Annotated in this window: 25 protein-coding genes; 11 read left to right on the forward strand and 14 right to left on the reverse strand. The window is 62.1% G+C overall.

Annotated features, from left to right (window positions below; all coding sequences use genetic code 11):
- Positions 1-42: 42 nt before the first annotated feature.
- Positions 43-501 (forward strand): GNAT family N-acetyltransferase, encoded by a 459-nt coding sequence (locus RTP54_RS13165; protein ID WP_312363309.1) that lies wholly within the window; start codon positions 43-45, stop codon positions 499-501.
- A 41-nt stretch (positions 502-542) separates the two neighbouring features.
- Here the strand turns inward: RTP54_RS13165 and RTP54_RS13170 are convergent, their stop codons facing one another.
- The 3 genes from RTP54_RS13170 to RTP54_RS13180 form a co-directional block, all read right to left on the reverse strand.
- The gene (locus tag RTP54_RS13170; protein WP_312363311.1) at positions 543-1,319 is read right to left on the reverse strand and encodes an ABC transporter substrate-binding protein; all 777 of its coding nucleotides are present in this window, start codon (positions 1,317-1,319) and stop codon (positions 543-545) included.
- A gap of 129 nt (positions 1,320-1,448) precedes the next feature.
- Complete coding sequence (locus RTP54_RS13175; protein ID WP_312363313.1) at positions 1,449-1,844, reverse strand: VOC family protein; 396 nt, start codon at positions 1,842-1,844, stop codon at positions 1,449-1,451.
- A gap of 89 nt (positions 1,845-1,933) precedes the next feature.
- Positions 1,934-2,842, reverse strand: a complete 909-nt coding sequence (locus tag RTP54_RS13180) for a DMT family transporter (RefSeq protein ID WP_312363315.1) — start codon at positions 2,840-2,842, stop codon at positions 1,934-1,936.
- Positions 2,843-3,292: 450 nt separating this feature from the next.
- On the opposite strand from RTP54_RS13180, the gene RTP54_RS13185 reads away from it, so the two are divergent.
- Entirely contained in the window at positions 3,293-4,396 is a 1,104-nt protein-coding gene (locus RTP54_RS13185) for a DUF475 domain-containing protein (RefSeq protein ID WP_112817987.1), read from the forward strand.
- A gap of 124 nt (positions 4,397-4,520) precedes the next feature.
- On the forward strand, positions 4,521-4,796 hold the full coding sequence (locus tag RTP54_RS13190; RefSeq protein WP_312363318.1) for a hypothetical protein: 276 nt from the start codon (positions 4,521-4,523) through the stop codon (positions 4,794-4,796).
- A 195-nt stretch (positions 4,797-4,991) separates the two neighbouring features.
- On the opposite strand, the gene RTP54_RS13195 is transcribed toward RTP54_RS13190, so the two are convergent.
- The 5 genes from RTP54_RS13195 to RTP54_RS13215 all read right to left on the reverse strand — a co-directional run bounded on the left by RTP54_RS13195 (position 4,992) and on the right by RTP54_RS13215 (position 9,603).
- Entirely contained in the window at positions 4,992-5,159 is a 168-nt protein-coding gene (locus RTP54_RS13195; protein ID WP_112811398.1) for a hypothetical protein, read from the reverse strand.
- Between the two features lie 247 nt (positions 5,160-5,406).
- Entirely contained in the window at positions 5,407-6,924 is a 1,518-nt protein-coding gene (locus RTP54_RS13200) for a tripartite tricarboxylate transporter permease (RefSeq protein WP_112811399.1), read from the reverse strand.
- Positions 6,925-6,938: 14 nt separating this feature from the next.
- Positions 6,939-7,430 (reverse strand): tripartite tricarboxylate transporter TctB family protein, encoded by a 492-nt coding sequence (locus RTP54_RS13205; protein ID WP_112811400.1) that lies wholly within the window; start codon positions 7,428-7,430, stop codon positions 6,939-6,941.
- Complete coding sequence (locus tag RTP54_RS13210) at positions 7,427-8,371, reverse strand: Bug family tripartite tricarboxylate transporter substrate binding protein (protein ID WP_112811401.1); 945 nt, start codon at positions 8,369-8,371, stop codon at positions 7,427-7,429. The genes RTP54_RS13205 and RTP54_RS13210 overlap by 4 nt, the downstream gene beginning before the upstream one ends.
- Before the next feature lie 434 nt (positions 8,372-8,805).
- Positions 8,806-9,603: an NAD(P)H-dependent oxidoreductase gene (locus tag RTP54_RS13215; protein ID WP_312363323.1), complete on the reverse strand. Its 798-nt coding sequence runs from the start codon at positions 9,601-9,603 to the stop codon at positions 8,806-8,808.
- 95 nt (positions 9,604-9,698) lie between these two features.
- Between RTP54_RS13215 and RTP54_RS13220 the strand changes: the two genes are divergently transcribed.
- Complete coding sequence (locus tag RTP54_RS13220) at positions 9,699-10,613, forward strand: LysR family transcriptional regulator (protein WP_312363325.1); 915 nt, start codon at positions 9,699-9,701, stop codon at positions 10,611-10,613.
- An 85-nt stretch (positions 10,614-10,698) separates the two neighbouring features.
- On the opposite strand, the gene RTP54_RS13225 is transcribed toward RTP54_RS13220, so the two are convergent.
- Positions 10,699-11,766 carry an ABC transporter substrate-binding protein gene (locus tag RTP54_RS13225; RefSeq protein ID WP_112817990.1) on the reverse strand — a complete coding sequence of 356 codons (1,068 nt, stop codon included), beginning with the start codon at positions 11,764-11,766 and terminating at the stop codon, positions 10,699-10,701.
- A 77-nt stretch (positions 11,767-11,843) separates the two neighbouring features.
- Between RTP54_RS13225 and RTP54_RS13230 the strand changes: the two genes are divergently transcribed.
- From RTP54_RS13230 to RTP54_RS13240, 3 genes are read left to right on the forward strand one after another with little or no spacing between them, the layout of a single operon-like run.
- A complete protein-coding gene (locus RTP54_RS13230; RefSeq protein WP_112811405.1) occupies positions 11,844-12,521 on the forward strand; it encodes a response regulator transcription factor in 678 nt (225 codons plus the stop codon).
- Positions 12,521-13,900, forward strand: coding sequence for a sensor histidine kinase (locus tag RTP54_RS13235; RefSeq protein ID WP_112811448.1), 1,380 nt, complete (start codon positions 12,521-12,523; stop codon positions 13,898-13,900). Before RTP54_RS13230 ends, RTP54_RS13235 begins: the two co-directional genes overlap by 1 nt.
- A gap of 36 nt (positions 13,901-13,936) precedes the next feature.
- On the forward strand, positions 13,937-14,335 hold the full coding sequence (locus RTP54_RS13240) for a hypothetical protein (RefSeq protein ID WP_312363329.1): 399 nt from the start codon (positions 13,937-13,939) through the stop codon (positions 14,333-14,335).
- On the opposite strand, the gene RTP54_RS13245 is transcribed toward RTP54_RS13240, so the two are convergent.
- The 4 genes from RTP54_RS13245 to RTP54_RS13260 form a co-directional block, all read right to left on the reverse strand.
- Positions 14,305-15,330 carry an ABC transporter permease gene (locus tag RTP54_RS13245; RefSeq protein ID WP_312363331.1) on the reverse strand — a complete coding sequence of 342 codons (1,026 nt, stop codon included), beginning with the start codon at positions 15,328-15,330 and terminating at the stop codon, positions 14,305-14,307. The genes RTP54_RS13240 and RTP54_RS13245 overlap by 31 nt on opposite strands.
- 135 nt (positions 15,331-15,465) lie before the next feature.
- Complete coding sequence (locus RTP54_RS13250; protein ID WP_112811408.1) at positions 15,466-17,007, reverse strand: sugar ABC transporter ATP-binding protein; 1,542 nt, start codon at positions 17,005-17,007, stop codon at positions 15,466-15,468.
- A gap of 164 nt (positions 17,008-17,171) precedes the next feature.
- A complete protein-coding gene (locus RTP54_RS13255; RefSeq protein ID WP_112811409.1) occupies positions 17,172-18,101 on the reverse strand; it encodes a sugar ABC transporter substrate-binding protein in 930 nt (309 codons plus the stop codon).
- 235 nt (positions 18,102-18,336) lie between these two features.
- Positions 18,337-19,149, reverse strand: a complete 813-nt coding sequence (locus tag RTP54_RS13260) for a TIM barrel protein (protein WP_312363334.1) — start codon at positions 19,147-19,149, stop codon at positions 18,337-18,339.
- A gap of 327 nt (positions 19,150-19,476) precedes the next feature.
- Between RTP54_RS13260 and RTP54_RS13265 the strand changes: the two genes are divergently transcribed.
- On the forward strand, positions 19,477-20,508 hold the full coding sequence (locus tag RTP54_RS13265; protein ID WP_312363336.1) for a capsular biosynthesis protein: 1,032 nt from the start codon (positions 19,477-19,479) through the stop codon (positions 20,506-20,508).
- Between the two features lie 53 nt (positions 20,509-20,561).
- On the opposite strand, the gene RTP54_RS13270 is transcribed toward RTP54_RS13265, so the two are convergent.
- Positions 20,562-21,593: a LacI family DNA-binding transcriptional regulator gene (locus RTP54_RS13270; RefSeq protein WP_312363338.1), complete on the reverse strand. Its 1,032-nt coding sequence runs from the start codon at positions 21,591-21,593 to the stop codon at positions 20,562-20,564.
- Between the two features lie 143 nt (positions 21,594-21,736).
- Between RTP54_RS13270 and RTP54_RS13275 the strand changes: the two genes are divergently transcribed.
- Genes RTP54_RS13275 through RTP54_RS13285 form a run of 3 tightly spaced genes read left to right on the forward strand, consistent with a single transcriptional unit; the run spans position 21,737 to position 24,462 of the window.
- Complete coding sequence (locus tag RTP54_RS13275) at positions 21,737-22,828, forward strand: fatty acid desaturase family protein (protein WP_312363340.1); 1,092 nt, start codon at positions 21,737-21,739, stop codon at positions 22,826-22,828.
- A gap of 36 nt (positions 22,829-22,864) precedes the next feature.
- Positions 22,865-23,182, forward strand: coding sequence for a MocE family 2Fe-2S type ferredoxin (locus tag RTP54_RS13280; RefSeq protein ID WP_112811413.1), 318 nt, complete (start codon positions 22,865-22,867; stop codon positions 23,180-23,182).
- 53 nt (positions 23,183-23,235) lie between these two features.
- Complete coding sequence (locus RTP54_RS13285) at positions 23,236-24,462, forward strand: FAD-dependent oxidoreductase (RefSeq protein WP_312364375.1); 1,227 nt, start codon at positions 23,236-23,238, stop codon at positions 24,460-24,462.
- The last annotated feature ends 9 nt before the right edge of the window (positions 24,463-24,471 follow it).

A 24,471-nucleotide genomic window follows, 5' to 3' on the forward strand; every position in this document is an offset into this window, starting at 1 on the left:
CAGGAGCGCGGCCGTTTCAAGCGGCAAAGGGGCGAGCAAAGGGTGGCAGATCGTTCGGGACTGGAAATCACCTTCCGCCTCTTCACGCAGGCAGACCTTGAGCGCTACCGTTCCTGGTTCGCCGATGCCGAAATCGCACGTTTCCTCGCCTATCCCACCGACGACTGGTTTTCGCATGTTACGGGAAGCGACAACGCAGGGTGCTGGGCCGCGGTTGGTTTCGATGAAACGATGTTTGCTGAAATCCAGGTTGATCGCGATGAAGAGGGTGTCGGTCACATCGAGTTGGCGGTGTCACCGCATCTGCGCGGCCGCGGTTACGGCACACGCAGTCTGCTTGCCTTCCTGAGTGGTCCGGGCAGCGTCTATGCCGAGCTTCACGCGCACATCGAGATCGACAACGCGGCAAGTCTCGCCTGTTTCCAGCGCTGCGACTTCATCGAGGCCGCCGAGCAGGGGGACGATGATTTTCGCCTGTTGGTCTGGCGCCCGAGGGGGTAGGCCCGGCCGCCCTGGCAGCGACCGGTCGCGACGGCTTTGAGTTACTTCATCGTATAGACGTCGATCGAGAAGTACTTATCGTTGATCTTCTTGTAGGTGCCATCGGCGCGGATTTCGTCGAGTGCCTTGTTCAGCTTTTCTCGAAGGTCGTTGTCGTCCTGGCGCACGGCAATGCCGACGCCATCGCCGACGAACTTCTTGTCGGTGATCGGCTCGCCGATGATTTCGCAGCAGGCCTTGCCGTCGTCGTTCTTCGTGACCCAGTCGAGCAGCGGCAGCATGTCGCCGACCTGCAGATCGAGGCGGCCGTTGACCATGTCGAGATTGGCTTCATCCTGGGTCGGGTAGAGCTTGATGTCCGCGTCCGGATAGGTCGCCGCGATGAAATCGGCCTGCGTCGTGCCGGACTGGGCGCCGATCGTCTTGCCCTTCAGCGCATCGTTGGTAAACGTGGTGATGCCGGCGCCCTTCGGCGCCACATGCGTCATCGCCGCGAGATAATAGGGGTTGGTGAAGGCGACCTGCTTCTTGCGCTCCTCGGTGATGAACATCGACGCGATGATGAGGTCGTATTTCTTGGCGAGCAGGCCGGGAATGATGCCATCCCAGTCCTGCGCGACGACTTCGCACTCGGCCTTCATCCGTTCGCAAAGCGCCAGGCCGATATCGACGTCGAAGCCGCCGATTTTGCCGGCGGAATCGACGAAGTTGAAGGGCGGATAGGCGCCTTCCGTACCGATCCTGATCTTGTCGGCGGCACTTGCCGACGTTGCCGTCGCCATGACGGCCAGCATCATCGCTGCAATCTGCTTCTTCATCCGTGTTCCCCTTGTTGGCGCATCATTCTTGATGCTTCCGGGGAACACTAAGTCCGCTCTGCCTATAAGCGAAATAGATAGGCGCGATAATCGCTATTGTTTTGATTGATTGCAATTGAGGCTAGGCGATCACTTGTAGCGGCCGTGACGCTGCAGAACTTCGATCTTGTAGCCGTCCGGATCGGTGATGAAGAAAAACCGCGCCAGCAGTGCGCCGTCGCGATTGAATTCGACGATCTTGTTCGGGCTGAGCCCGGCCTCGGTCAACCGCGTGTGCTCGCTGTCGAGGTCGCTCACCGACAGGGCGAGATGGCCGTAGCCGTCGCCGAGCGCGTAGGGTTCGGTCCTCTCCCTGTTGACAGTCAGCTCGAGCTCGAATTCGGTCTCTTCGTTTGCAAGGTAGATCAGCGTGAAGGTGTCGAAATCGAGCCGCTCGGCGATCTCGAGCGCGAAGGCTGTCCGATAGAAATCCACCGACTTCTTTTCGTCGAGTACGCGGATCATCGAGTGGATTGCCTTGGCCATGTGAGCCTCCCTTCAGCGTTGAGACGGGTGCCAGGTATCAGAGGAAGACGCCAAGCGAAACCCTGCCCGTCGTTCCCACAGGCTTGCGGTCACACGTTTGTGGCCTGTTTCTTCAACTGCTGTTCGCGGAAGAAGATGAAGAGCCCCGAGGCGACGATCAGGGCGGCGCCGATGATGACGGTCGGACGCGGCATGTCGCCGAAGAAGAACCAGCCGAAGACGACGGCCCACAGCAGCAGCGTGTATTGCAGTGGCACCACGGTCGCGGCATCCGCAAGCTTCAGTGCGCGATTGACCAGGATGTGCGCGAGCATGGCAACGATGCCCAGCATGCCGAGCTGGAGGACGGCCTCGCCGTCGACGGGCGCCCATCCGGACGGGTTGGCGGCAACGCCGACCAGCGAGAAGACGAGCGCGCCGATCACCTGCCAGAAAACGAGCGTCGTATCCGGCGTCGAACGCAGGGTCCGGCCGAGCATCAGCGCGAAGGCGAAGGCGGCACTGCCGACGAGCGCGATCAGCGCCGGCAGGCTGAACGTGTCCTTCGACGGTTCGAGCGCGACCACGACGCCGGCAAAGCCGATGAGAATGGCCGTCCAGCGTCTCCAGCCGACTTTTTCGCCGAGCAGGAACGGCGAGGCCGCGGCCACGTAGATCGGCGCTGCCAGCCAATAGGTCATGGTGTCGGCGAGCGGCATGTAGGCGACGGCAAAATAGAAGGCCGAAGCGTCGACGGCAAAGAGCAGCGAGCGCAGCGCTTGCAGCCAGGGGCGTTCGACGCGCAGCATCGAACGCAGGCCGCGCCGGAGGATGAAGGGTGAAAGCACGAGCAGTGCCGCGATACTGCGGATCACCATCAGCTGGCTGACGGAATAGGTCGCAACCAGCCATTTGCCCATGACGTCGTTGAGCGAGAACATTAGCATGCCGAGCAGCATGATGATGACACCCGTGCGCGCGGCGTTCGGCGCGGTTGCGGAGGTGGCGATGAGGGTCATGGCGGCGGCTTTCAAACGTGTTCGCACGAGCCTTTTGCACATTCCGCAGCAGCAATCCATCGCCCACTCGGTATGGGACCATAAGTTTTACGAATGAATGGATCGGGGCGAATTCGGCGCTGCAATCCAGGATTTCGCATTGGAGGCACCCGATCATCCTGTGGGCGGTGGCGTTGCCTCTTGACGTAACGCACGGCGCTGCTAGTTAAGGGGTGATCTCGCCGACCAGACATCGGACCGCGGGATGAACACTGGTGCCGGGCCCCTCTGGCGAGAGTTTTTACGGCGCTCTCGTGATGTCGGTACCGCCAGCAAAGTAGCCGGCGGATTAGCTACCATGAAAACTGATCTCATGCCTAACGCATGTGCCCTTTCGGCCGTGCGTATTTTCGTTTCAAAACCCCACTTCTTCTCGGAACCGGGAGTCGTGCGCGCGAAGGAGGCCCGTCGATGACACAGCCTCACACGCACGCAAGCTCGCTTGGCTACTTCAAGTGGGCCTTCATCGTCACCGCGGTCGGCCTCGCGCTCGGCGCGTGGCTCGGCTGGCAGTCGACCGGCACGATCGGCGGCATGGCTTCGGTGTTCTTCATCTGCACCGTGCTGGCCGTTCTTGAAATCTCGCTGTCCTTCGACAACGCGATCGTCAACGCGAACAAGCTGAAGGACATGACCCCGGAGTGGCAGCACCGCTTCCTGACCTGGGGTATCATCATCGCCGTCTTCGGCATGCGTATCGTCTTCCCGCTGCTCATCGTCGTGATCGCGGCAAGCATCGGCCCGATCGATGCCATCATGCTGGCAGCGACCAGACCGGAAGAATATGCCCGCATCATGAACGATGCGCACCTTCCGATCGCCGCCTTCGGCGGAACCTTCCTGATGATGGTCGGTCTCACCTACTTCTTCGACAACGAGAAGGACGTGCACTGGATCTCGTGGGTTGAAAGCAAGATGGCGCGCTTCGCCACGATCAAGGGCATTGAAATTGCCTTCGTGCTGGCGCTCATTCTCGGCTTCTCCAGGCTTCTCGAGCCTGCCGACGCGCACACCTTCGTCTACTCGGGCATCTACGGCCTGCTGACGTTCCTCGCGGTCGAGGTGGTCGGCGGTCTGCTCGACGCGTCCCAGCAGACGCTGGACGCTTCGGCAAAGGGCGGCTTCGGAGCCTTCCTCTACCTCGAAGTGCTGGATGCGAGCTTCTCGTTCGACGGCGTTATCGGCGCCTTCGCCCTGACGCAGAACCTCTTCATTATCGCGATCGGCCTTGGCATCGGCGCCATGTATGTGCGCTCGATGACGATCATGCTGGTGGAGAAGGGGACGCTGGCCGAGTACCGCTATCTGGAACATGGCGCGTTCTACGCGATCCTGATCCTTTCGGTGGTGATGTATTTCCAGACGCTGGTGCACATCCCCGAAGTGATCACCGGCCTTGGCGGCGCTGCCCTGATCGGCATCTCGCTCTGGTCGTCGATCCGCCACAACAGGCGGGAGCGCGAAGCGGAACTGCGTGGCGAAGCAGGCCACGGTCAGGCCCGCGTCGAAGCCTAGTTCGCTCGACCACTGACATGCACTCAAGGGCCCCCGGTGCAGACTGCACCGGGGGCTTTTTGTTTCGGAGAGGCGGGGCTGCACCGCCATTGCCAAACGACGTCAGTCCCTGGATAAACAAGGGATGATTTCAGGCGATTTGCAGCGAGTGCTGGAAGAGGTTTACCGGGCGGGTGGGCACCGGGTGCCGGCCGACGAGATCGATTGGCCGCAGGAGCTTCATGCTGCCGTGTTTCGCGCCTTGAACATGCAATACATCGTAAGGCGCGAGATCGACGGCCATGTCCGCTTTTCGCTGACGCAGGCCGGTTACCGTGCAATCGACGCCGAGGTACCATGGGGCCGCATCCTGCGAGAGCGCATGCGCAGTCTGATGAGGATGGCGACCGGGCGCCCCTGAGCCGGGCTGCAGGTCGCCATCGCCCCTGGGGGAGCCTTATCCGTGAGGTTGAGCAGGGCACAAACGCGATCCGCGTTGTCGCGTTCACAAGGTCCATCACCAAAAAATAACGGCCCGCCATCCCTCGATGTCGAGCCGTCTCATCCTTGGGAGGATAGGGCGCCCTGTCGTGACGACGGGCGCCGGAATTGTCTGTTAGTTGCGGCCTGCGTCCGGGAAGTTCGCCGGATCGATGCCGAGGGTGCGCAGGTCGCTTGCCTTGGGGCGGCGGTGGCCTTCGACAGCAGCTGCAGCAGCGCTAGCGGCGCCGAGAACTGCGAATGCGCGGCCGATGAAACCCTTGCGGTAAGTTGTGGTAGCCATCTCTTTGCTCGCTTTCGTTTTCTCTCTGATGAGCAAAAGATGGGACTTGGCAGGTCTTTTTGCAATGCACAATTGGACACCCCAGCCATGCAACGGAAGCAGGCCCGGTCGACTATCCATCGACCGGGCCTGCTATTTGAGCCTTGGGAGGCTCCTGCACGGTTCCCGGATCGGACGAGATCGATAGAACGATGCAGAAGGTCGGGACCACGCCACCCCTGAACAGGTGATGGCGCGGCGTTGTTCGTCAGTCTTCGTTGGCAGCGAGCTGCGAAAGCACTTCACCGCGACCGCGAGCCCTGAGGATCAGCGGGATGATCAGCGCTGCGGCGGCAACGACCAGAAGCACGGCTGCGATCGGCGAGGTGAACAGCACGCTGACGTCGCCCTGGCTGATCGCCAGCGCCCGGCGGAGCTGCTGCTCGGCGAGCGGGCCGAGGATCAGGCCGACGACGACAGGCGCAATCGGATAGCCGAAGACGCGCATGGCATAACCGAGCAGGCCGAAGGCGAGCAGCATGCCGAGCTCGTAGACCGAAGGGTTGGCGCCGATGGTGCCGAGCGTGGCAAACAGCAGGATGCCTGCGTAAAGCCAAGGTTTGGGGATGGTCAGCAGCTTCACCCAAAGGCCGATCAGCGGCAGGTTCAGGACGAGCAGCATGAAGTTGGCAATCAGCAGGCTGGCGATCAGGCCCCAGACGAGCTGCGGGTTGGTCGCAAACAAAAGCGGACCGGGCTGCAGGCCGTACTGCTGGAAGCCCGCGAGCATGATGGCGGCGGTTGCCGTCGTCGGCAGGCCGAGCGTCAGGAGCGGAACGAGCGTGCCGGCAGCCGAGGCATTGTTGGCAGCTTCCGGACCGGCGACGCCTTCGATGGCGCCGTTGCCGAACTCTTCTGGATGTTTGGTCAGGCGCTTTTCAGCGGCATAGGACAGGAAGGTGCCGATCTCGGCGCCGCCGGCCGGCATGGCGCCGATCGGGAAGCCGATGAACGTACCGCGGAGCCAGGGCTTCCACGAGCGCGCCCAATCGAGCTTGCTCATCCAGATCGAACCGCGCACGGCCTCGACCTTGTCCGGGCCCTTTGCGCCCTGGGCCGCAATGAACAGCGTCTCGCCGATTGCAAACATCGCCACGGCCAGCGTGGTAACTTCGATGCCGTCGAGCAGTTCGGGAACCCCGAAGGAGAGGCGCGCCTGGCCGGTCAGCTGGTCGATGCCGACGACGGACAGCGCCAGGCCGACGAAGAGCGCCGTCAGGCCACGAAGCGTGCTGTCGCCGAATGCCGAAGACACGGTGACGAAGGCGAGAACCATCAATGCAAAGTATTCGCGCGGACCGAAGACCAGCGCCAGCTTGACGATATAGGGCGCGATGAAGGCAAGTCCGAGCGTCGCGATCAGGCCGGCCACGAACGAGCCGATGGCGGCGGTTGCAAGGGCGGGTCCGCCCCGTCCGGCGCGCGCCATCTTGTTGCCCTCGAGCGCGGTAACGATCGAGGCGCTTTCACCGGGCGTGTTGAGCAGGATCGACGTCGTCGAGCCGCCATACATGCCACCGTAATAGATGCCGGCGAACATGATGAGCGAGCCGGCCGGATCGAGCTGATAGGTGACCGGCAGCAAGAGGGCCACGGTCAGGGCCGGGCCGATGCCCGGCAGAACGCCGACGGCGGTTCCAAGCGTCACGCCGATCAGTGCATAGAGCAGGTTCATCGGCTGGGCAGCAACCCACAGCCCCTGAAGCAGGAAATCAAAAGTAGCCATGGTTGACGGCCCTCTTAGAAGAACAGATGTTCAAGCGGCCCTGCGGGCAGCGACAACTGCAGGAGCTTAGCGAAAATCACCCACACGGCAAAACAGAGCGCAATGCCGACTGGTAGGGAGAACCAGAGCTTACGCTTGCCGAAGCCACGCGCGGTGAACGCAAAGAGAATGCCGGTGGCGATCGAAAAGCCTGCGACGTTCAGGAGCAGCATCTGTGCTGCAAGCCCGGCGACGATCCAGATGACCGGCGAGATTTCCTGGCGCTCGCGCTCGGGGAAATCGTTGCGGAATGCCGCAAATACGGTCCAGACGGCAAGACCGGCGAGACAGCATGCGATTGCATAGGGTACCGTCGTCGGCCCGACCTGGGAGTAACCGGCAGCGCCCGAAAGGCGTGACACGTCCCAGAAAATGAGGCCGGCGATGGCGGCAAGCACGGCCGCGATGAAGAGCGCCGCCCGATCCGGGCGACGCGTTGCGGTTGAAGGGTTGTGGCCCTTGCTCATTTCACCAGTCCAATGTCTTTCAGAACGCCTTCGGTGGCCGAAACGTCCTTGTCGAGCTGGGCGGCGAATGCGTCGCCAGAGAGATAGCTATCCTGCCAGCCCTTGGTCTTGAGCACTTCCTGCCAGCCGGCCGACTTGGCGAGCTTTTCGACGTCAGCCGAAACGGCTGCCTTCTGCTCGTCGGTCAGGCCAGGAGCGGCTGCAACCATGCGCCAGTTTTCAACGACGACGTCGAGGCCGGATTCCTTCAGCGTCGGGGCGTCGATGCCGGCGAGGCGTTCGCCGCTCGAGACTGCGATGAGGCGCAGCGTGCCGGCCTTCACCTGGGCTTCGAATTCGCCGTAACCGGAGATGCCGGCGGTAACCTGGCTGCCGAGAATGGCTGCAAGGGCTTCGCCGCCGCCGGAATAGGCGATGTAGTTGATCTTGGTCGGGTCGACGCCAGCCGCCTTGGCGATCAGGCCAACGGCGATATGGTCGGTACCGCCGGCAGAACCGCCAGCCCACGACACGGCGCCCGGATCCTTCTTCAGAGCCGCGACGAGGTCAGCCATCGTCTTGATCTCGGAAGCGGCCGGAACGACGATCGCTTCAAATTCGCCGGTGAGGCGCGCGATCGGGGTAACGTCCTTCAGGGTAACCGGCGACTTGTTGGTCAGGATTGCGCCGACCATGACGTAGCCGCCGACGATCAGGGCGTTCGGGTTGCCCTTCTGCTGGCTTGCGAACTGGGCGAGACCGATGGTGCCGCCGGCGCCCGGTACGTTCTGAACCTGAACGTTGCCGGAGATGCCTTCCTGCTGCAGGACGGTCTGGAGCGAGCGAGCGGTCTGGTCCCAGCCGCCGCCCGGATTTGCCGGAGCGATGATGGTGTAGTCAGCCGCATAAGCCGGCAGCGCCATTGCGCCGGCGAGAATGGATGCCAGGAAAAAGTGTTTCAAGGTCAGTCCTCCATGAGGCGCGATTTTCCACGCGCACGTTGTTTCTGCGTGCGAACGGGAAGACGCGACGGTGCCCAAGGACCCTTGTCGCTGACCGGATTGGTAACTTCCTCCCAGTGCGCAACCAGCGATCCCGCCTCCACGGGGGCGCCAGCGACTGCTAAGCCATCATAGAAAGCTGACATCAAGCTGACATCAAGCCCTCAATGCAGAAATGAAGCGTCGAGTTTACGAATTCTTAGGCGGTTCTTGATCCGCGCCGTCCGCCTGCAGGGCCAAAAGTTGGACCTTCAGTCACTTGCCGCTGCAGATTGGATGAGCATCGCTGCCTCACGGACAGAATCAGCTGCTCTCGACGCCCGGGTCCGCGGAGTGGGATCACAGCTCGCCGCGCGCTACTGCGAGCAGCACGCCGGCGGCCCCGAAACGCTCGTCTAGCCTGCAGTCTCTGAGCCTTCGAGGTGGAGGGAGAACCCGGTTGCGGTGGGCTTGCCAAGGCCCGGACGCAGTTCCAAGCTCGGGATGAGATAATCGCCGCCGTTCTGGCGCCGATAGGGGATGGGCGGTGTGGTCGAAAGCGTCCTCATCCGTGTGCGCAGGCGCTCGGCGAGATCCTCGAAGCCTGCCTCGTCAATCCGGTCGACGCGGTAGGCGACGAAAGGTGGCAATACGTCATAGCCTGGATAATAGAGAATGCCGTGATTGATGGGGAAGAGGAGGTCGTCGATCGGTCCGTTGACCCCACGGGCGGAGTAATGTTCCTGCCAGCCGCCGGTGGTGACGATCAGCATCGCCCGCTTTCCCTTGAAAGTTCCTTCACCGAAGCGATCGCCCCAATGGGCGTCGCTGTGTTCGCCGACACCATAGGCAAATCCATAGGCATAGACCCGATCGACCCACCCTTTCAGGATCGCCGGCATCGTGTACCACCACAGCGGAAATTGCAGGATGAGCGTATCCGCCCAAAGCAGCTTTTCGTGTTCTGACTTTACATCGTCGGTCAGAACACCGGCTGCAAACGCCGCTTTCGAGGCGCGGCTCGGCTGAAACGGCGGTTCGGTTTCGAGCGAAGGAAAGTCGGCCCGATCGATCTCCGATTTCCAGTTGTCGGCATAGAGATCCGTAACACGGACTTCGTGGCCTTGCGCTTGCAATTCGCGGATGGCGACGTCGCGCAGCGCTCCGTTGAGCGAGCGCGGCTCCGGATGAGCAAAAACGAGCAGAACTTTCATGGTCAGCAATCCCTGTGATGAAAAACCGACCTTTGATGTAGACGCCGTTCGGCCCTTTCACTACATCTTGGGAATGCATATGATTGTGCCGGAAAATGGATAAATCGGATATCACGCTCGAACGGATGAGGACATTCGTTCGCGTCGCCGAACGGGGCAACCTCTCGGCCGTCGCGCGCGAGCTCGGGCTTGGGCAGTCGACGGTGACGCGGCACTTGCGCGAACTGGAGGAAGCACTGGGCGTCCCGCTCATCAGTCGCACGACCAGGCGCGTGACGATGACCGACGAGGGCAGCCGATATTACACCAACAGCGTGCAGATCCTGCGCCTCGTAGAGCAGGCCGGCGATGAGGCGCGGGGCACACGCGGGGCCTCGGCTGGCACCATCCGGATCTCATGCACGGCTGCGTTCGGCGTTCTCCATGCCACGCGGCTGATCTTTGCGTTCCAGGAACTCTATCCGGATATCGGCGTCGATCTCAGCCTGACCGACGAACGCATCGATCTTGTGCGAGAGGGCATCGACATCGCGCTTCGGCTGGGGCCGCTCACCGATAGCTCGATGAAGCTGCGGGTGCTCGGACAAAGCCAGCGACTGCTGGTCGCGTCGCCGGAGTATCTCGCAAGCCGAGGCATACCGATCGCCCCAAGAGACCTCGCCAAACACGAGGGCATTCGCATGTCGAATGTGGCAGGAAGCGACATGGTGGAGCTCCACGGGAAGAACGGGGAGCGACATATGGTGCCTTTCCATGGGCGCCTGCGAGTGGACCACGGACTGGCTGCGCGCGAAGCGCTTGTCGCCGGTCGCGGGATCGCGCCCGCCCATCGCTGGCTCGTCGACGACCTGCTCGCGGCCGGCCGGCTTCAGGCAATTCTTTCCGACTACGGGCTGTCGTCGGTGCCGCTGAGCATGCTGATCGTGCCCGAGCGTGCAGGCATCGCGCGCGTGCGGTTGCTGGTCGATTTTCTGGCCGAGCAGATCGGCGGCATTCCCGGGCTGGAGTGAGCTGACAAGCGGCAACTCAGCTTGGATGGTCTCTTGTTCCATGCCGATTGAAACGAACATGCGCTTGCGCGCCGAAACCGGCGCGCTAATGGAGCCTGAGAACCTCGTTCCAGCGGGCGATCAGACGCGACCGCTTCACCTGATCGAGATAGACCATCAGGCCCGGGCTGACGGGAACGGGGCGCAATTGGGCCCCAAGCATCTCCTGCATGGTGTTGGCGGTGTTTTCGCCGGCAACATCGGGGCTTACGGCGGGGATTTGCAGTTCCCGCGCCATGATCGTCTGGCCCTCCTTGGACATGAAGAACTCCAGGTAGCGCCGGCCGAGGTCGGGGGCGGCGGCGGCCTGCGGCACGAGGCCGATCCGCGACATCACCACGGTATAGTCCTTCGGCAGCACGATGCCGACATCCGGGTGGCGCTTTGCCCAGTCGGCGGCGTAGGAGCCGAGGATGTTGTAGCCGAGGACGAAGCGGCCGTCGGCCACCCGCTCCAGGATTGCCTGGCTCGTTGAATAGAGTTTGACGCCGGCAGCGCCCATGGCCTGGATGACATCCCAGATGTCGTCAAACTGTTCCTGGTCGCGCGACATGAAGAGGAAGCCGACGCCCGAGCGCTCGATGTCGTATGTGCCGATCCGGCCGAAGACATCGGCGCCATGCCGTTTCAGGTAGTCGACAAATTCCGCGCGGGTCGAAGGCGGTGCTTCCCGGGTAAAGCTCGGTTTGTGGTAGACGAAGACCGCAGGCTCGAACGTCAGAGCATAGGCCGTATTGCGCCAGTTGGCCCACGCTGGCCAGCGACCGCTCATCGGCAGATCGCTGCGCTGGGCATAACCGTCGTTGCTGAGCTTGACTTGCAGGTCCATGGCGGACGAGAAGGCGAAGTCGGCGGTCTTCAGGCCCGCGTCGGTTTCCTGGACGATGCGATCGTAGATCTCTCCCGTCAGCATATCCTCATAGCGCACGGCGACATCCGGATTGGCCTTCTGAAAGCCGAGAATCATCGGTTTGGCGAGCGGCTCGTCGAGGGACGAATAGACGACCAATGTCCTTGCGTCGGAAGCGCCCGATAGTGCCGGAAATATCACGGGGGCCGCCAGGACAAGCCGTGGACAGAGCACGAAAAAGAGAAAAGAAATCAAGTACCGCATAAATCCACAATGCCTCAGCGCGCCACCGTTCACAAGCAAGCCAACGGCGGATAGAGTGGAGCGGGGAGTGAAGACAATTGCGCATATTGCTTGTTGAAGACAATCAGGTTCTTGCCGAGGGCCTGTCGGCCATTTTGCGCGGCAGCGGCTATGCCGTCGACGTCGTCAGCGACGGCGCTTCGGCCCATGCGGTTGCCGCCGCCGAGACGTTCGACCTCGTGATCCTCGACCTCAACCTGCCGGAGATGGACGGGCTCGATGTGCTGCGGGCGATGCGCGCGCGCCAGAATGGCGCTGCAGTGCTGATCCTCACGGCACGGGGTACGCCGGAGGAGCGCATCAAGGGCCTCGATCTCGGCGCCGACGACTACATGATCAAGCCGTTCGATATCGGCGAGTTCGAAGCGCGGGTTCGCGTGCTGCTGCGCCGGCAGGCGGGATTGCGGGCATCGACGGTCAGCTATGGCAATGTCTCGCTCGATCTCAACGCCCGCAGCTTTTCCTCCGGCGGCATGCCGATCGAAATCCCGGCCCGAGAGCTGGGGTTGCTCGAGCTTCTGTTCATGCGGGCGGGCAAGGTGGTCGCCAAGGAGGCGATCATGCAGTCGCTGACAGGTTTCGATGACGATCTCAGTCCGAACGCGATCGAGCAATATGTCAGCCGCCTGCGCAAGCGGCTTGCGCCGCACGGCCTGACAGTCAGAACCGCGCGCGGGATCGGCTATTATCTCGACAAGACGGCTGGCCCGGAATGATGCGGGCGGCGGTCTATTCCCTCCGCCGCAGGCTGCTCGGGTGGTTGCTGTTGTCGACCGCCGTCATCGGCGTCATCGCGCTGACCGATACCTATCGCGAAGCCGTCACGACCGCCAATGTCGTGTCGGACCGCGTGCTTGCCGGCTCGGCGCTGGCGATTGCCGAGCGCGTGGTCGTTGCCGAGGATGGCTCGCTTGAAGTCGACATTCCCTATGTGGCGCTGGAGATGCTGACATCGGCAGCGCAGGACCGGGTTTTCTACCGCGTCGACGGGCCGCCGGGACAGTTCATCACCGGCTACCAGACACTCCCCTCCCTGGACGAGGCTCCCGGCAGCTCGACGAGCTTTGCCGACTCGTCCTTCCGCGGCGAGCCCATCCGCATTGCCGCCCTCAGGCGGTCCGCCTCGACGGGGATCAACTCGGTTCCCTTCGTCGTGACCGTCGCCGAAACGACGATCGCGCGCCGTCAGCTGACGCAGACGATCCTCGTGCGCTCGGCGCTTCGCCTCGGGCTGATGATTGCCGGTGCGGCTGTCATCGTCTGGATCGCGGTTACCTTTTCCCTGAGACCGCTTTATCGCCTGGGCGATGCCATTGCGGAGCGCAGCCCTGACGATCTGCATCCGATCGGCGAGCGGGTGCCCAACGAAGTGCAGGGACTGGTCGATACCGTCAACTCGTTCATGGGGCGGCTGCAGTCGGCGCTCGATGCGTTGCGCAACTTCACCGGCAATGCCAGCCATCAGTTGCGAACGCCGCTTGCCATCATCCGCACGCAGCTCGCCTTGGCGCTGCGGGCCGGATCGATCGACGATACGAAGGCGGCGGTCAAGAAGGCGGACGAGGCGGTGGCGAACGCCGAGCGCATTCTGGCGCAGCTGCTGCTGATGGCGAAGATCGACGCCGCAGGCAAGGACGAGGCGCGCAAGCTCGAGCGGGTAGACCTGGTGGAGCTGGTGCGCGGCGTCACTGGCGAACATGTGCCGGCCGCCGGCGACGCCGGCATCGACCTCGGTTTCGACGGCGAGGGCGAAGCATTCGTGCGCGTCGAACCGCTGCTGTTGGGCGAGATGCTGAAGAACCTCATCGGCAACGCGCTGCTCTATGCCGGGCGTGGTGCCGAGGTGACCACAAGGGTCAGTGAGAGCGAAGGCTTCGTCTCCCTTGAGGTCGAGGACAACGGGCCGGGGATCAAGCCGGAATTGCGTGAAAGCGTGCTCAGGCGCTTCCAGCGCGGCGCAAGCGAGGCTCCGGGAACGGGGCTGGGCTTGCCGATCGTGGAAGAGATTGCAGCACTTTATGGCGCAAGAACGAGCCTTACCGACGGTGCCGGGGGACGTGGGCTAAAGGTCGCCATCCTGTTTCCGGCCGGATAAGCGAAGGGCCGGGCAGTCCTCATCCAGCGCCGACAGATGCGGCAGGCCAGACAAGGACCGGGTAGCGCGTTAACGGCTGCGCTGGCCGAAGAGGGAAGCTGTTTCGCGGGTCTGGACCCGAAGCATCGCGTTCCAAAGCTGAAGAACGAAACGCGGCTGGAACTGGCTCGCAAGCTTGCGCTGCGACAACATGATAAATCTCCGAAAGTTTTGGATGGCTTGCATATAGTCGATCGCGACTTGAATTGCCAGCGCAGCAACGCCGTGGCAGCCCTGCGCGCCAAGCATATGTCGAAACTAGGGTTGCGCGATGAAAGTACCTGCGCGTCGACAATAAAATGCCGGGATGATTTTCATCATCCCGGCCAGTTGGCTCACTGGGAGGAGAGGTCTTCTTTGGAGAATCAGGCTTTCTTGCGGTTCTTCTGTCGATAGACGTCGATGACGACGGCGGCGACGATGATCAGGCCCTTGACGATTTCCTGGTAGTAGGCGTCGACCCTGAGGAAGGTGAAGCCCGAAGTCATGACCCCGAGGATGATCGTGCCGATGACGGTGCCGGTGATGCGGCCGACGCCGCCGGTCAGCGACGTGCCGCCGATGACGGTCGCAGCGATCGCATCGAGTTCGTACATGACGCCCATGCCGGCCTGTGCGGTCTGGGCGCGGGCGGCGGTGACGACGCCTGCAAGGCCCGCCAGCATGCCGGCGATGGCATAGACCTTGATCAGATGCGCCTCGACATTGATGCCCGAGACACGAGCCGCCTGGACGTTGGCGCCGATCGCGTAGGTGAACTTGCCGTAGCGGGTATAGCGCAGCGCGATGTGGAAGATGACGGCAACGACCAGGAAGACGACGACGGGCCATATGCCGGTGCCGATGAAGTTGAACTGCTCGGTAAGGCCCGATACCGGCTGACCCTTGGTGTACCACTTGGAGATGCCGCGTGCCGACACCATCATACCGAGCGTGGCGATGAAGGGCGGGATCTTGGTGCGGGCGATCAGCTGGCCATTGATGAGGCCGGCGAGCAGGCCGACGCCGATGCCGAGCCCGATCGGCACGATGGCGGGAAGGTCTGTCAGTGACGGATAGAGCGCGCGCGGCCAGGTGGAGGCCTGGGCCACGCTTGCCGAGAACATGGCGGTCATGCCCACGACAGAGCCGGAGGAAAGGTCGATGCCGCCGGTGATGATCACCTGGGTGACGCCGACGGCGATGATGCCGATTACGGCGACCTGCAGGATCATGATCGTCAGGCGCTGCGGGTTCAGCAGGAAGCTCTGTCCGACGAAGATCCAGCCGAGGATTTCGTAGACAAGCGCGATACCGATCAGCACCAGGAAGATGCTGAATTCGGGCGGCATCCGGCGCTTGGCGGCCGGAACGGCCGAGCCGGTGCCCTGTGCGGCGACATTGGTTTCCATTGTTTGTTCCTCCCTTTGGTCCGTTCGGTGCCTGAAGCGCGTCACGATCTTTCAGCTTCGCGCCCTGCGCCTTAAGCTCTTGTTCCGACGCATGTCGTTATCGCAAAACCGCAGCACACTTTTGCGCGACATGCTTTAGCTGGCGGCGAGTTCCATGACCTTGATCTGGGTTGCCTCGGCCCGGTCGAGCACGCCGGTGACGCGACCTTCGTGCATGACCATGATACGGTCGCTCATGCCGAGCACCTCCGGCATTTCCGAAGAAATCATGATGACGGCGACGCCGTTGCGGGCGAGCTCGGTGACGAGGCGATGGATTTCCGCCTTTGCTCCGACATCGATGCCGCGGGTCGGTTCATCGAGGATCAGGATGCGCGGATTGGTCAGCAGCCAGCGGCCGATCAGCACCTTCTGCTGGTTGCCGCCGGACAGGTTCTCGATGCGCTCCTGGAGATTGGGCGTTTTGACCCTGAGCTTGCGGCTCATCTCCTCGCAGGCGGCGGTGATGTCCTTCTCGGTGACAAAGCCGCCCTTGACGAAGCGATCCTGCAGCACGGCGATCTGCATGTTTTCAAGAACGTCGAGGATCAGCAGACAGCCCGTGTCCTTGCGGTCTTCGGTCAGGAACGCCATGCGGTTGCGGATCGCGGTGTTGGGGCTGTCGATCGAGACCGGCTTGCCGTCGATCGCGATCGTGCCCGAACTGGCAGGCGTCACGCCGAAAAGGGTTTCGGCCACATTCGAACGGCCGGAGCCGACGAGGCCGGCAATCCCCAGGATCTCACCGGCGCGCACGTCGAAGGAAACGTCACGGAAGACGCCGTTAAGCGTCAGGTTCTTGACCGAAAGCACGACGTCGCCGATCGGCACTTCCTCTTTCGGGAACATCTGGGTGATTTCGCGGCCGACCATCATGCGAATGATGTCGTCGCGGGTCACGTCGCTCGAGGCATGCGTGCCGATATACTTGCCGTCGCGGAAGACCGAGAACTCGTCGGCGATCTCAAACAACTCGTTCATCTTGTGGGTGATGTAGACGATGCCGATGCCCTGCGAACGCAGGTCGCGGATGATTTCGAACAGGTGCGCGACCTCGCGTTCCGTCAGGGCCGAGGTAGGCTCGTCCATGATCAAGACGTCGGATTCGTAGGAGACCGCCTTCGCGATCTCGACCATCTGGCGATTGGCGACCGAGAGATGGCGCACTTCGATCTCCGGGTCGAGCTTGATATTCAGGCGGTCGAACAGCCGGGCGGTGATGCGACGCATTTCGCCGTGATCGACGAAGCCGAAGCGGTTCTTCGGTTCGCGCCGGATCCAGATGTTCTCGGCCACCGTCATGAACGGCATCAGGTTCAGTTCCTGATGGATCATGGCGATGCCGTTTTCGAGTGCGTCGAGCGGCGACTTCAGCCGGATGTCTGCGCCCTTCAGCCGGACCTCGCCCTTGTCGGGCGTATAGATCCCGGCGAGGATCTTCATCAACGTCGATTTGCCGGCGCCGTTTTCGCCCATCAGCGCATGGACCGTGCCGCGCTTGAGCCGGAAGGACACGTCGTCGAGCGCGACGACGCCCGGAAATTCCTTGCGAATGCCTTCGACATTGAGAAGGTATTCGGCGTTGGGTACGGCGCCGCTGGCGCGCACGGCGGCCATCGTTGTCGGACTGAGCGTCATTGTCATTGCCTCCCCGTCAATTCCGGCTTTCGCGGAAAAGTCCTCGCAGCCGGTGGGTCAACCGGCACTCTCTGCGCAGGCGCCAGTCTACAGGATCAGCGCAGCGGCAGCGGGACTGTTTTTGAATGAGAGCGCGGGGATACCCCCGCGCTCTCGATGCAGGATCAGTTCTTGGCCTGATAGCTGGCCATGTTGTCCTTGGTGACGAGTTCGAAGGGGATGTAGACCTTCTTCTCGATGGTTTCGCCCTTGGCGAGCTTGAGGGCGGCGTCAACCGAACCCTTGCCCTGGCCGGCGGCGTTCTGGAACACGGTCACGTCGAGGTCGCCGGCCGCCATTGCAGCAAGCGCGTCCTGGGTGGCGTCGATGCCGCCGATGACGACGCTGTCCATCGAACGACCAGCGGCTTTGAGCGCCTGGATTGCGCCGATCGCCATTTCGTCGTTGTTGGAGATCACGGCGTCAAACTCGAGGCCGGCCGAAAGCCAGTTGGTCACGAGGTCGGAGCCTTGCGTGCGCGACCAGTTGGCGGTCTGTTCTTCGACGATCTCGATGCCCTTGCAGGCTTCGGTCGCAAGCACGTCATGGATATCCTTGGTGCGCATGCGGGCGGCCTGGTTGGACAGTTCGCCCATCATGACGACAGCCTTGCCCTTGCCGTTCAGCATCTTGCAGATTTCCTGGGTCTGCAGCGTGCCGGATTCCTGTTCGTTCGAGGCGACGAAGGCCTGCTTTTCGGGCAGGGTGTCGACGTTGACAGGTTCGCGGTTGACGTAGACGAGCGGAATGCCGGCATCGGCGGCGATCTTCGACATGGCGGCCGTTGCGTCGGTGTCGACAGGGTTGACGATGATGGCGGTAACGCCGGCCGCGATGAAGTTCTGGATCTGGCTCTGCTGCTTCGAAACGTCGTTCTGCGCGTCCTCGATCTGCAGGTCGACGCCGCTGAGCGTCTTTGCATAGTCGGACATGCCGTTGCGCAGGACCGTCAGGAAGTTGTCATCGAACTGCGCCATCGACACGCCGATGGTCTCGGCATGCGCTGCCGTCGACATCATTACGGCCATGGCTGTACCCAGCAGGAACTTTTTCATTGTCTTTCTCCTCCACATTCGGTGCCCGGCCACACCTTCTCCAGCCGGAAACGCTGACCACGTCGGGCCGCGCCATCCCTGATCGGAAGCGGTACTCCCGCCGCGCTCCGATCAAAACGGAATAAAATAACCAGCGATTTGCAATTACGGAATATGTATTCCATTTTATGCGGGCGCCGTCAAGGGCGTCCTTCGGCGCCTCGCTTCGTTTTCCGGGGATGGCCTAATGTTTTGGTCAGAGCCCGGCTTCGATGTGCGCCACGCTCGCCTTGAGAGCGGCGGCCGGGTCGGAAAGCCCGTGGACCTCATCGGCAAAGGGTTCGAAGGAAAACGGACCGGTATAGCCAGCGGCCTTCAGGCGCCGGATCTGCCCGACATTGTCCAGGCTGTCGTTCGCGTCGACCAGAACGCGATGCGAGTCGCGCAAGTCGGAGACCGCCACACTCTTGTCGGTCACACCGGAAATATGAACAAGGCCGGTCATGTCAGGGTAGGTCGCCGCTTCGCCGGCAAGGTGATGGTGGAATGTGTCGTGAACGATGCGGAACGTTCCCTCGCCACCAATTGCCTTTATGCCTTCAACAGCTTCGGTCTTCGAGCGAAGCGAGCAGATCTCAAAGCCGAGCGGCTCGACAAGGCCGGTAATGCCCGCCGAATCAAGCATCGGCCTCAGCGCCGAAAGAGCTTCCCGCAGATTGGCCTGGCGCTCGCCGTCGGCCTGACCGCTGCCGTCGTTGACGGGAACCAGAACCAGTGCCCGGGCACCGCAATCTCGGGCATAGGCGATAAGGTGTCGAGCTTCCTCGGCGCGGGCGTCGTCCCATTCGTTGAAGCGCTGCAGCGCGTTGATGGAGATAATGCTGACGCCGTGGCTGGCCGCCAGGGCAGCGACGTCTGCAGCCGGCGTGCCATCGAGGATGGCGTTGCCGGTCAGATCGTTGCGGATTTCGACAGACGTCATGCCGAGCGAACGGGCGAGCGCGAAGAACTGATCGAGCGGCAGCGCGGGTGTTGTCATGTGATTGAGGGCGAAGGTAAGGGTGTCCATGGGAATTTTTCCTCCAGGCTGGATTCGTTTTTGGTAAAAATGGAACATTCGTTCCATTCATAGCTATCCTTCAAAATTCCCTGTGGCTAGAAGTCGAGAGGCAGGTGCGCCCCCAAAGGGCTTGCATCGTTGAGAGATTGATGCCGGCCGATGAGGTAAGTCTTGCATTTTGTCGCTCTGAATCCTGTGATCCTGGCGAACATGCCGGCCGCTGAATTCAGCCCGGCCGTTTGGAGCTTGCGGCCGATCGCGTTACACTCCGGCTGAGATCAGCGCATCCGGCGATTTTCGCATCTCGAGACCGGAGCGCTCGACGAGGTGAGCGGTGTGTCTTCGTTTGACGAACAGGACAATCCGGATGGGTGGGCGTGGCACCCCAGCCGGCAGGCAAGGCTCGGCGCGACCCACTTTGTCCGTCGCGCCTTTCCCTGGCTCGGTTTCTATTTCGATGGGGTCCAAAACCGCTCTACGCTGTCTCCAAGGCTCGATGGCGTCGTTTCGTGGGGAGGCCGACTTCCTGCAAAGGCGGCAATGACCATCGCTCGCGTCCGAGGTTTGCCCCACTGGCACCTGGAAGACGGTTTTCTGCGCTCCGTCGGTCTGGGGAAAGACGGCACTCGGCCGGTGTCGATCATCGTTGACGACCTGGCGTTGCCCACGGATGCCAGTAGCGCGTCGCGTCTGGAGTGGCTGATTTCGCGAGCAGTCGACGCTGACGGAGAGGGAACGGGTGAACGCATTCGCCAGCAAATGATCGAGCGAAGGCTTTCCAAATACAACAATCTGCCGAACGTCGAGCCGCACATCGGTCGAACATCGCGTCGTCGGATATTGCTGATCGACCAGGTTTACGGCGACGTTTCCGTCGAGAAGGCGTTGGGTTCGGCCGCATCGTTTCACCAGATGCTCGACGAGGCGGTGGCGACCGGCGCGCAATGTGTTGTCCGCCCGCATCCGGATGTCATGGCCGGTCACAGGCGCGGCTACCTGGCCGAGCGTGCCTCAAGGATCCCGGGCGTCGTGTTCATGAACGACCGCGTGTCCGTCGCCTCGATCCTGGAGGTGGTGGACGAAGTCTGGACCGTCTCAAGCCAGATGGGCTTCGATGCCCTTCTGCGCGAAATTCCCGTGCGTTGCTACGCGATGCCGTTTTACGCAGGGTGGGGACTAACCGAAGACCATGTTGACGACCGAGCGGCAACGGCGCGGCATCGTCGCGCCAGCGCTAGGCCGACAATCGGACAGCTGACGTCTGCAGCGCTCGGCACTTATCCCATCTACCGCCATCCGGGACATTGGGCTCCAATGAGCGTTTTTGCAGCGATGGATTTCCTGAGTGCGGAGATGGCATCGGGTTGAGAGGGTAGGGTGCTGGCCAGTGCTGGGCTGCCTGATTGTCGGTGCGACAGGCACTAGATATTCTCGGGCGTGAACAGATCGAATGGCAGGAACGTTTGCCCGGGCGCGCCCGTCGGACCCTTGGCGAGCGCCTGTATCATCAGATTGACCGTCTCGCGGGCAAGGGCGGCAGTCGGCGTCGAGATCGCGAGCGTGACGACGTCGTCGGCAAGGGCCGCGCGTGATTCAGGCGTCAGCTCGTTGACGACGGCGATCAGCTTGCCCTCGAGCCTTTCTTCGCGGATGGCCGAGATCGCACCTTCCATGCCGCCGCCGCAGACGTAAAAGCCGGTGAGATCCGGGTGACGTTGCAGGAGGTTGAGCGTCGCCTCGTGGGTGATCTCGGCGGTGTCGAGATTGACCATGGTATCGAGCACTTCGAAGTCAGGCGCGTGCTCGCGGAAATAGGAGCGAAAGCCGATCTCGCGCAGTTCATGACCCAGAAAGCGATGGCTGCCGACGAAGGCTGCGACCTTGCCGGGCTTTTTCGCGGCCTTGGCAATCATCCAGGCTGCGGTCCTGCCGACCTTGTGATTGTTGAGGCCGACATAACCTTCACGCACACCAGCGGCAAAATCGGAAAGAAGCGAGAACACCGGGATGCCACGCTCCTTCAACTCCTCGACCACGGCCGTGACTGCGGGATAATCCGGCGCCACGAGCGCGATCGCCTGATTGCGGGCCGCCATCGCCCTCAGCTTCTCGGTGATGCCCGTCGGCGTCGAATTGGCGACGAACTCCACCTGGGGCACGGCGCGGACGGTTGAAAGGGCGAGGGCGGCGTTCTCCATCTCCTTGGCGACGATCTGATAGAAGGCTTGCTGCGGCTTCTGCAGCAGGAAGCCGAGGCGGTATTGCGGCAGATCCTCGAAGACGCGCTGTCGCAACAGGCCGACGGCGTGATAGCCGATGCCCTTGGCGGCGTCATAGACCCGGCGCGCCGTCTCTTCGCGCACCGGGTGTCGGCCGTTGAGAACGCGGTCCACGGTGGCGACGCTAACACCGGCAGCGCGGGCAAGATCGGCGATCGTCGGTCTGTTGCTCATGGGCGGCCCCTGAAATGATTCCATCACTCATGCAATGCAGGTCTTGATGGTATTTGAGAGAATATATCATCACTGCATTGAGGACTTGCAGAAGTCAACCTATCGTCAAGGTCACGAGATCGGGAATGGCGGAGGAGAGAGTGATGGCGGTGGTTCCGACGAAGCGTGATTACAGCCTGCTGGGGCGCGATGCCCAGGCAGCCGTCGCCAACGGGCTTTCGGCGGCGGAGTGGTATCACACCGACATTCCGCGCAAGCAGATGAAGGAATTGATGAAGCGCGAGGATGGGCCGGCCATTCGCGATACCGCCATCTGGTTCGGCAGCCTCATTCTCTTCGGCGGCCTCGGCGTCTATTTCTGGGGTAGCTGGCTGGCCGCCCCCTTCTTCCTTGCCTATGGCGTGCTCTACGGATCGGCGTCCGACAGCCGTTGGCACGAATGCGGCCACGGCACGGCGTTCAAGACGATGTGGATGAATGACGCCGTCTACCAGGTCGCCTGTTTCATGATCATGCGCAATCCGGTGACCTGGCGTTGGAGCCACACCCGGCACCACACCGATACGGTTATCGTCGGCCGGGATCCCGAAATCGCTGTCATGCGCCCGCCGGATCTCATGCGGCTGGTCCTGAACTTCTTCGGTATTCTCGATGTCTGGCACGCGGTCATCGATATGTTGCGAAACGCCTTCGGCGTCATCAGCGCGGCGGAAAAAACCTTCATTCCGGAAATGGAGCAGCCGAAGGCGATCCGGGTCGCGCGTATCTGGCTTGCGATCTACCTCGCAACGATCGGCCTGTCCTTCTATCTCGGCTCGATCCTGCCCCTGATGCTGATCGGTCTGCCCCGCCTCTATGGCGCCTGGCACCACGTTTTGACGGGCCTGCTTCAGCATGGCGGGCTTGCCGACAACGTCACCGATCATCGGCTGAACAGCCGAACGGTCTACATGAACCCGATCAGCCGCTTCATCTACTGGAACATGAACTACCACGTCGAACATCACATGTTTCCGATGGTGCCCTATCACGCGCTGCCGCGCCTTCACGCGATGATCAAGCACGACCTGCCGGAACCCAACCCATCGATGCTTCACGGCTACCGAGAGATGATCCCGGCCTTCCTGCGCCAGCTGAGGAACGAGGACTACTTCCTCAAGCGCGCACTGCCGCTGACGGCAAAGCCCTATCGCGAAGAGTTTCATAACGACGCCCTGGTGCATGCCGCCGAATAGGCACACCAGCCGATAACCAACATTGGGAGGAAAGCCATGAGCGGCAACTGGATAGAAGTCTGCGCGACTGATGCGATCGACGAGGAGGATGTCATCCGCTTCGACCATGAGGGACGGACCTTTGCCGTCTACCGCAGTCCAGACGACGAGTACTTCGCGACCGACGGGCTTTGCACCCACGAACACATCCACCTCGCCGACGGGCTTGTCATGGACGACATCATCGAATGTCCGAAACACAACGGTCGCTTCAATTACAAGACAGGCCAGGCCAAGGGCGCGCCGGTCTGCGTCAACTTGAAGACCTATCCGGTCAAGGTCGAAGCCGGCAGCGTTTTCATCGCGGTGGCTTAAGCGCAAACCCCATTGCCCAATGTCAGAACAGGGACAGGCCGATGAACAAGCCCTTGAACAGTATCGTCATCGTCGGTGCCGGAGAATGTGGCGCACGAGCGGCCTTCGCCCTTCGGGAAAAGGGCTATGAAGGCGAGATCACTCTCGTCGGCGCCGAGCCGCATCTGCCCTATGAGCGGCCGCCGCTGTCAAAGGAAGGCTTGGCCGAAGGGTACGGTCCCAAACATGTCGCTGATGCTAAAGGGTATGATGCCGCGAGGATTGCGGTAATCACTGACGCGATAGTCGAGGCGATTGATCGCGCCGCCAAGACGGTGCGAACAGCCGACGGACGGGAGCTTTGCTACGATCGGCTTTTGCTTGCAACGGGCGCCAGCCCCAGGCTCTTTCCCGGGCAGCCTCTGGCAACACCGCAGATCCTGACGCTTCGCACGCATGCAGACGCTGCGGCCATTCGCTCGAAGCTCGCACCCGGCAAGGTGCTCGCCATCATAGGCGGTGGGTTTATCGGGCTGGAGCTTGCAGCCACTGCCCGCAAACTTGGCGCAGAGGTCGTGCTGCTCGAAGGTCTGTCACGGGTGCTTTCCCGTGGTGTGCCGGAAGAGATTGCCGCAATCGTTGCCGAACGTCATCGCCTGGAAGGCGTCGACATCCGGTGCAACGCCGCGATCGCCGGCATCGAAGCAAGCGCGCAGAAGGTCAACATTGCCCTTGCAAATGATGACGTCGTTGTCGCCGACCTCGTCGTTATCGGAATTGGTGCCGTGCCGAACACCGCACTGGCCGAGGCTGCCGACCTTGCCATCGACAATGGCATTGCCGTCGATGAGACGCTTTGCACCTCCGATCCCGACATTTTTGCCGCGGGCGATTGCTGCTCCTTTCCGCTCGGTCATTATGGTGGCCGGCGCCTGCGGCTCGAAGCCTGGCGCAACGCCCAGGATCAGGGAACCCTCGCCGCCGCCAATCTGCTCGGTGCCGCAGAGCCGATCGTCAGCCTGCCCTGGTTCTGGTCTGATCAATACGACCTCACCCTGCAGATCGCAGGCCTTGCCGAAGGCGCTGAGACGACCGTGCGGCGCGACCTAGGGGACGGCGCCTTCATTCTCTTCCATCTGGACGCGAGCGGCCGACTGCTAGGCGCCAGCGGCATCGGCAAGGGCAACGCTGTCGCGCGCGATATTCGCCTTGCCGAGATGCTGATTGCCGCCGGCAAGCGACCCAACCCGCAGGCGCTCGGCTCGAACGAAACCAAGCTGAAGGCGCTGCTTGCCGCCTGAGGCGTGCCC

Origin of the sequence: Ensifer sp. (assembly GCF_031989085.1) — a bacterium.
Classification (GTDB): domain Bacteria; phylum Pseudomonadota; class Alphaproteobacteria; order Rhizobiales; family Rhizobiaceae; genus Ensifer.

Coding starts and splice junctions, on each gene's coding strand:
- RTP54_RS13170 (WP_312363311.1), bottom strand. CDS start 1,319: ATGAAGAAGCAGATTGCAGCGATGATGCTGGCCGTCATGGCGACGGCA.
- RTP54_RS13175 (WP_312363313.1), bottom strand. CDS start 1,844: ATGGCCAAGGCAATCCACTCGATGATCCGCGTACTCGACGAAAAGAAG.
- RTP54_RS13180 (WP_312363315.1), bottom strand. CDS start 2,842: ATGACCCTCATCGCCACCTCCGCAACCGCGCCGAACGCCGCGCGCACG.
- RTP54_RS13185 (WP_112817987.1), top strand. CDS start 3,293: ATGACACAGCCTCACACGCACGCAAGCTCGCTTGGCTACTTCAAGTGG.
- RTP54_RS13190 (WP_312363318.1), top strand. CDS start 4,521: ATGATTTCAGGCGATTTGCAGCGAGTGCTGGAAGAGGTTTACCGGGCG.
- RTP54_RS13195 (WP_112811398.1), bottom strand. CDS start 5,159: ATGGCTACCACAACTTACCGCAAGGGTTTCATCGGCCGCGCATTCGCA.
- RTP54_RS13200 (WP_112811399.1), bottom strand. CDS start 6,924: ATGGCTACTTTTGATTTCCTGCTTCAGGGGCTGTGGGTTGCTGCCCAG.
- RTP54_RS13205 (WP_112811400.1), bottom strand. CDS start 7,430: ATGAGCAAGGGCCACAACCCTTCAACCGCAACGCGTCGCCCGGATCGG.
- RTP54_RS13215 (WP_312363323.1), bottom strand. CDS start 9,603: ATGAAAGTTCTGCTCGTTTTTGCTCATCCGGAGCCGCGCTCGCTCAAC.
- RTP54_RS13220 (WP_312363325.1), top strand. CDS start 9,699: ATGGATAAATCGGATATCACGCTCGAACGGATGAGGACATTCGTTCGC.
- RTP54_RS13225 (WP_112817990.1), bottom strand. CDS start 11,766: ATGCGGTACTTGATTTCTTTTCTCTTTTTCGTGCTCTGTCCACGGCTT.
- RTP54_RS13235 (WP_112811448.1), top strand. CDS start 12,521: ATGCGGGCGGCGGTCTATTCCCTCCGCCGCAGGCTGCTCGGGTGGTTG.
- RTP54_RS13240 (WP_312363329.1), top strand. CDS start 13,937: ATGCGGCAGGCCAGACAAGGACCGGGTAGCGCGTTAACGGCTGCGCTG.
- RTP54_RS13245 (WP_312363331.1), bottom strand. CDS start 15,330: ATGGAAACCAATGTCGCCGCACAGGGCACCGGCTCGGCCGTTCCGGCC.
- RTP54_RS13250 (WP_112811408.1), bottom strand. CDS start 17,007: ATGACGCTCAGTCCGACAACGATGGCCGCCGTGCGCGCCAGCGGCGCC.
- RTP54_RS13255 (WP_112811409.1), bottom strand. CDS start 18,101: ATGAAAAAGTTCCTGCTGGGTACAGCCATGGCCGTAATGATGTCGACG.
- RTP54_RS13260 (WP_312363334.1), bottom strand. CDS start 19,149: ATGGACACCCTTACCTTCGCCCTCAATCACATGACAACACCCGCGCTG.
- RTP54_RS13270 (WP_312363338.1), bottom strand. CDS start 21,593: ATGAGCAACAGACCGACGATCGCCGATCTTGCCCGCGCTGCCGGTGTT.
- RTP54_RS13275 (WP_312363340.1), top strand. CDS start 21,737: ATGGCGGTGGTTCCGACGAAGCGTGATTACAGCCTGCTGGGGCGCGAT.
- RTP54_RS13280 (WP_112811413.1), top strand. CDS start 22,865: ATGAGCGGCAACTGGATAGAAGTCTGCGCGACTGATGCGATCGACGAG.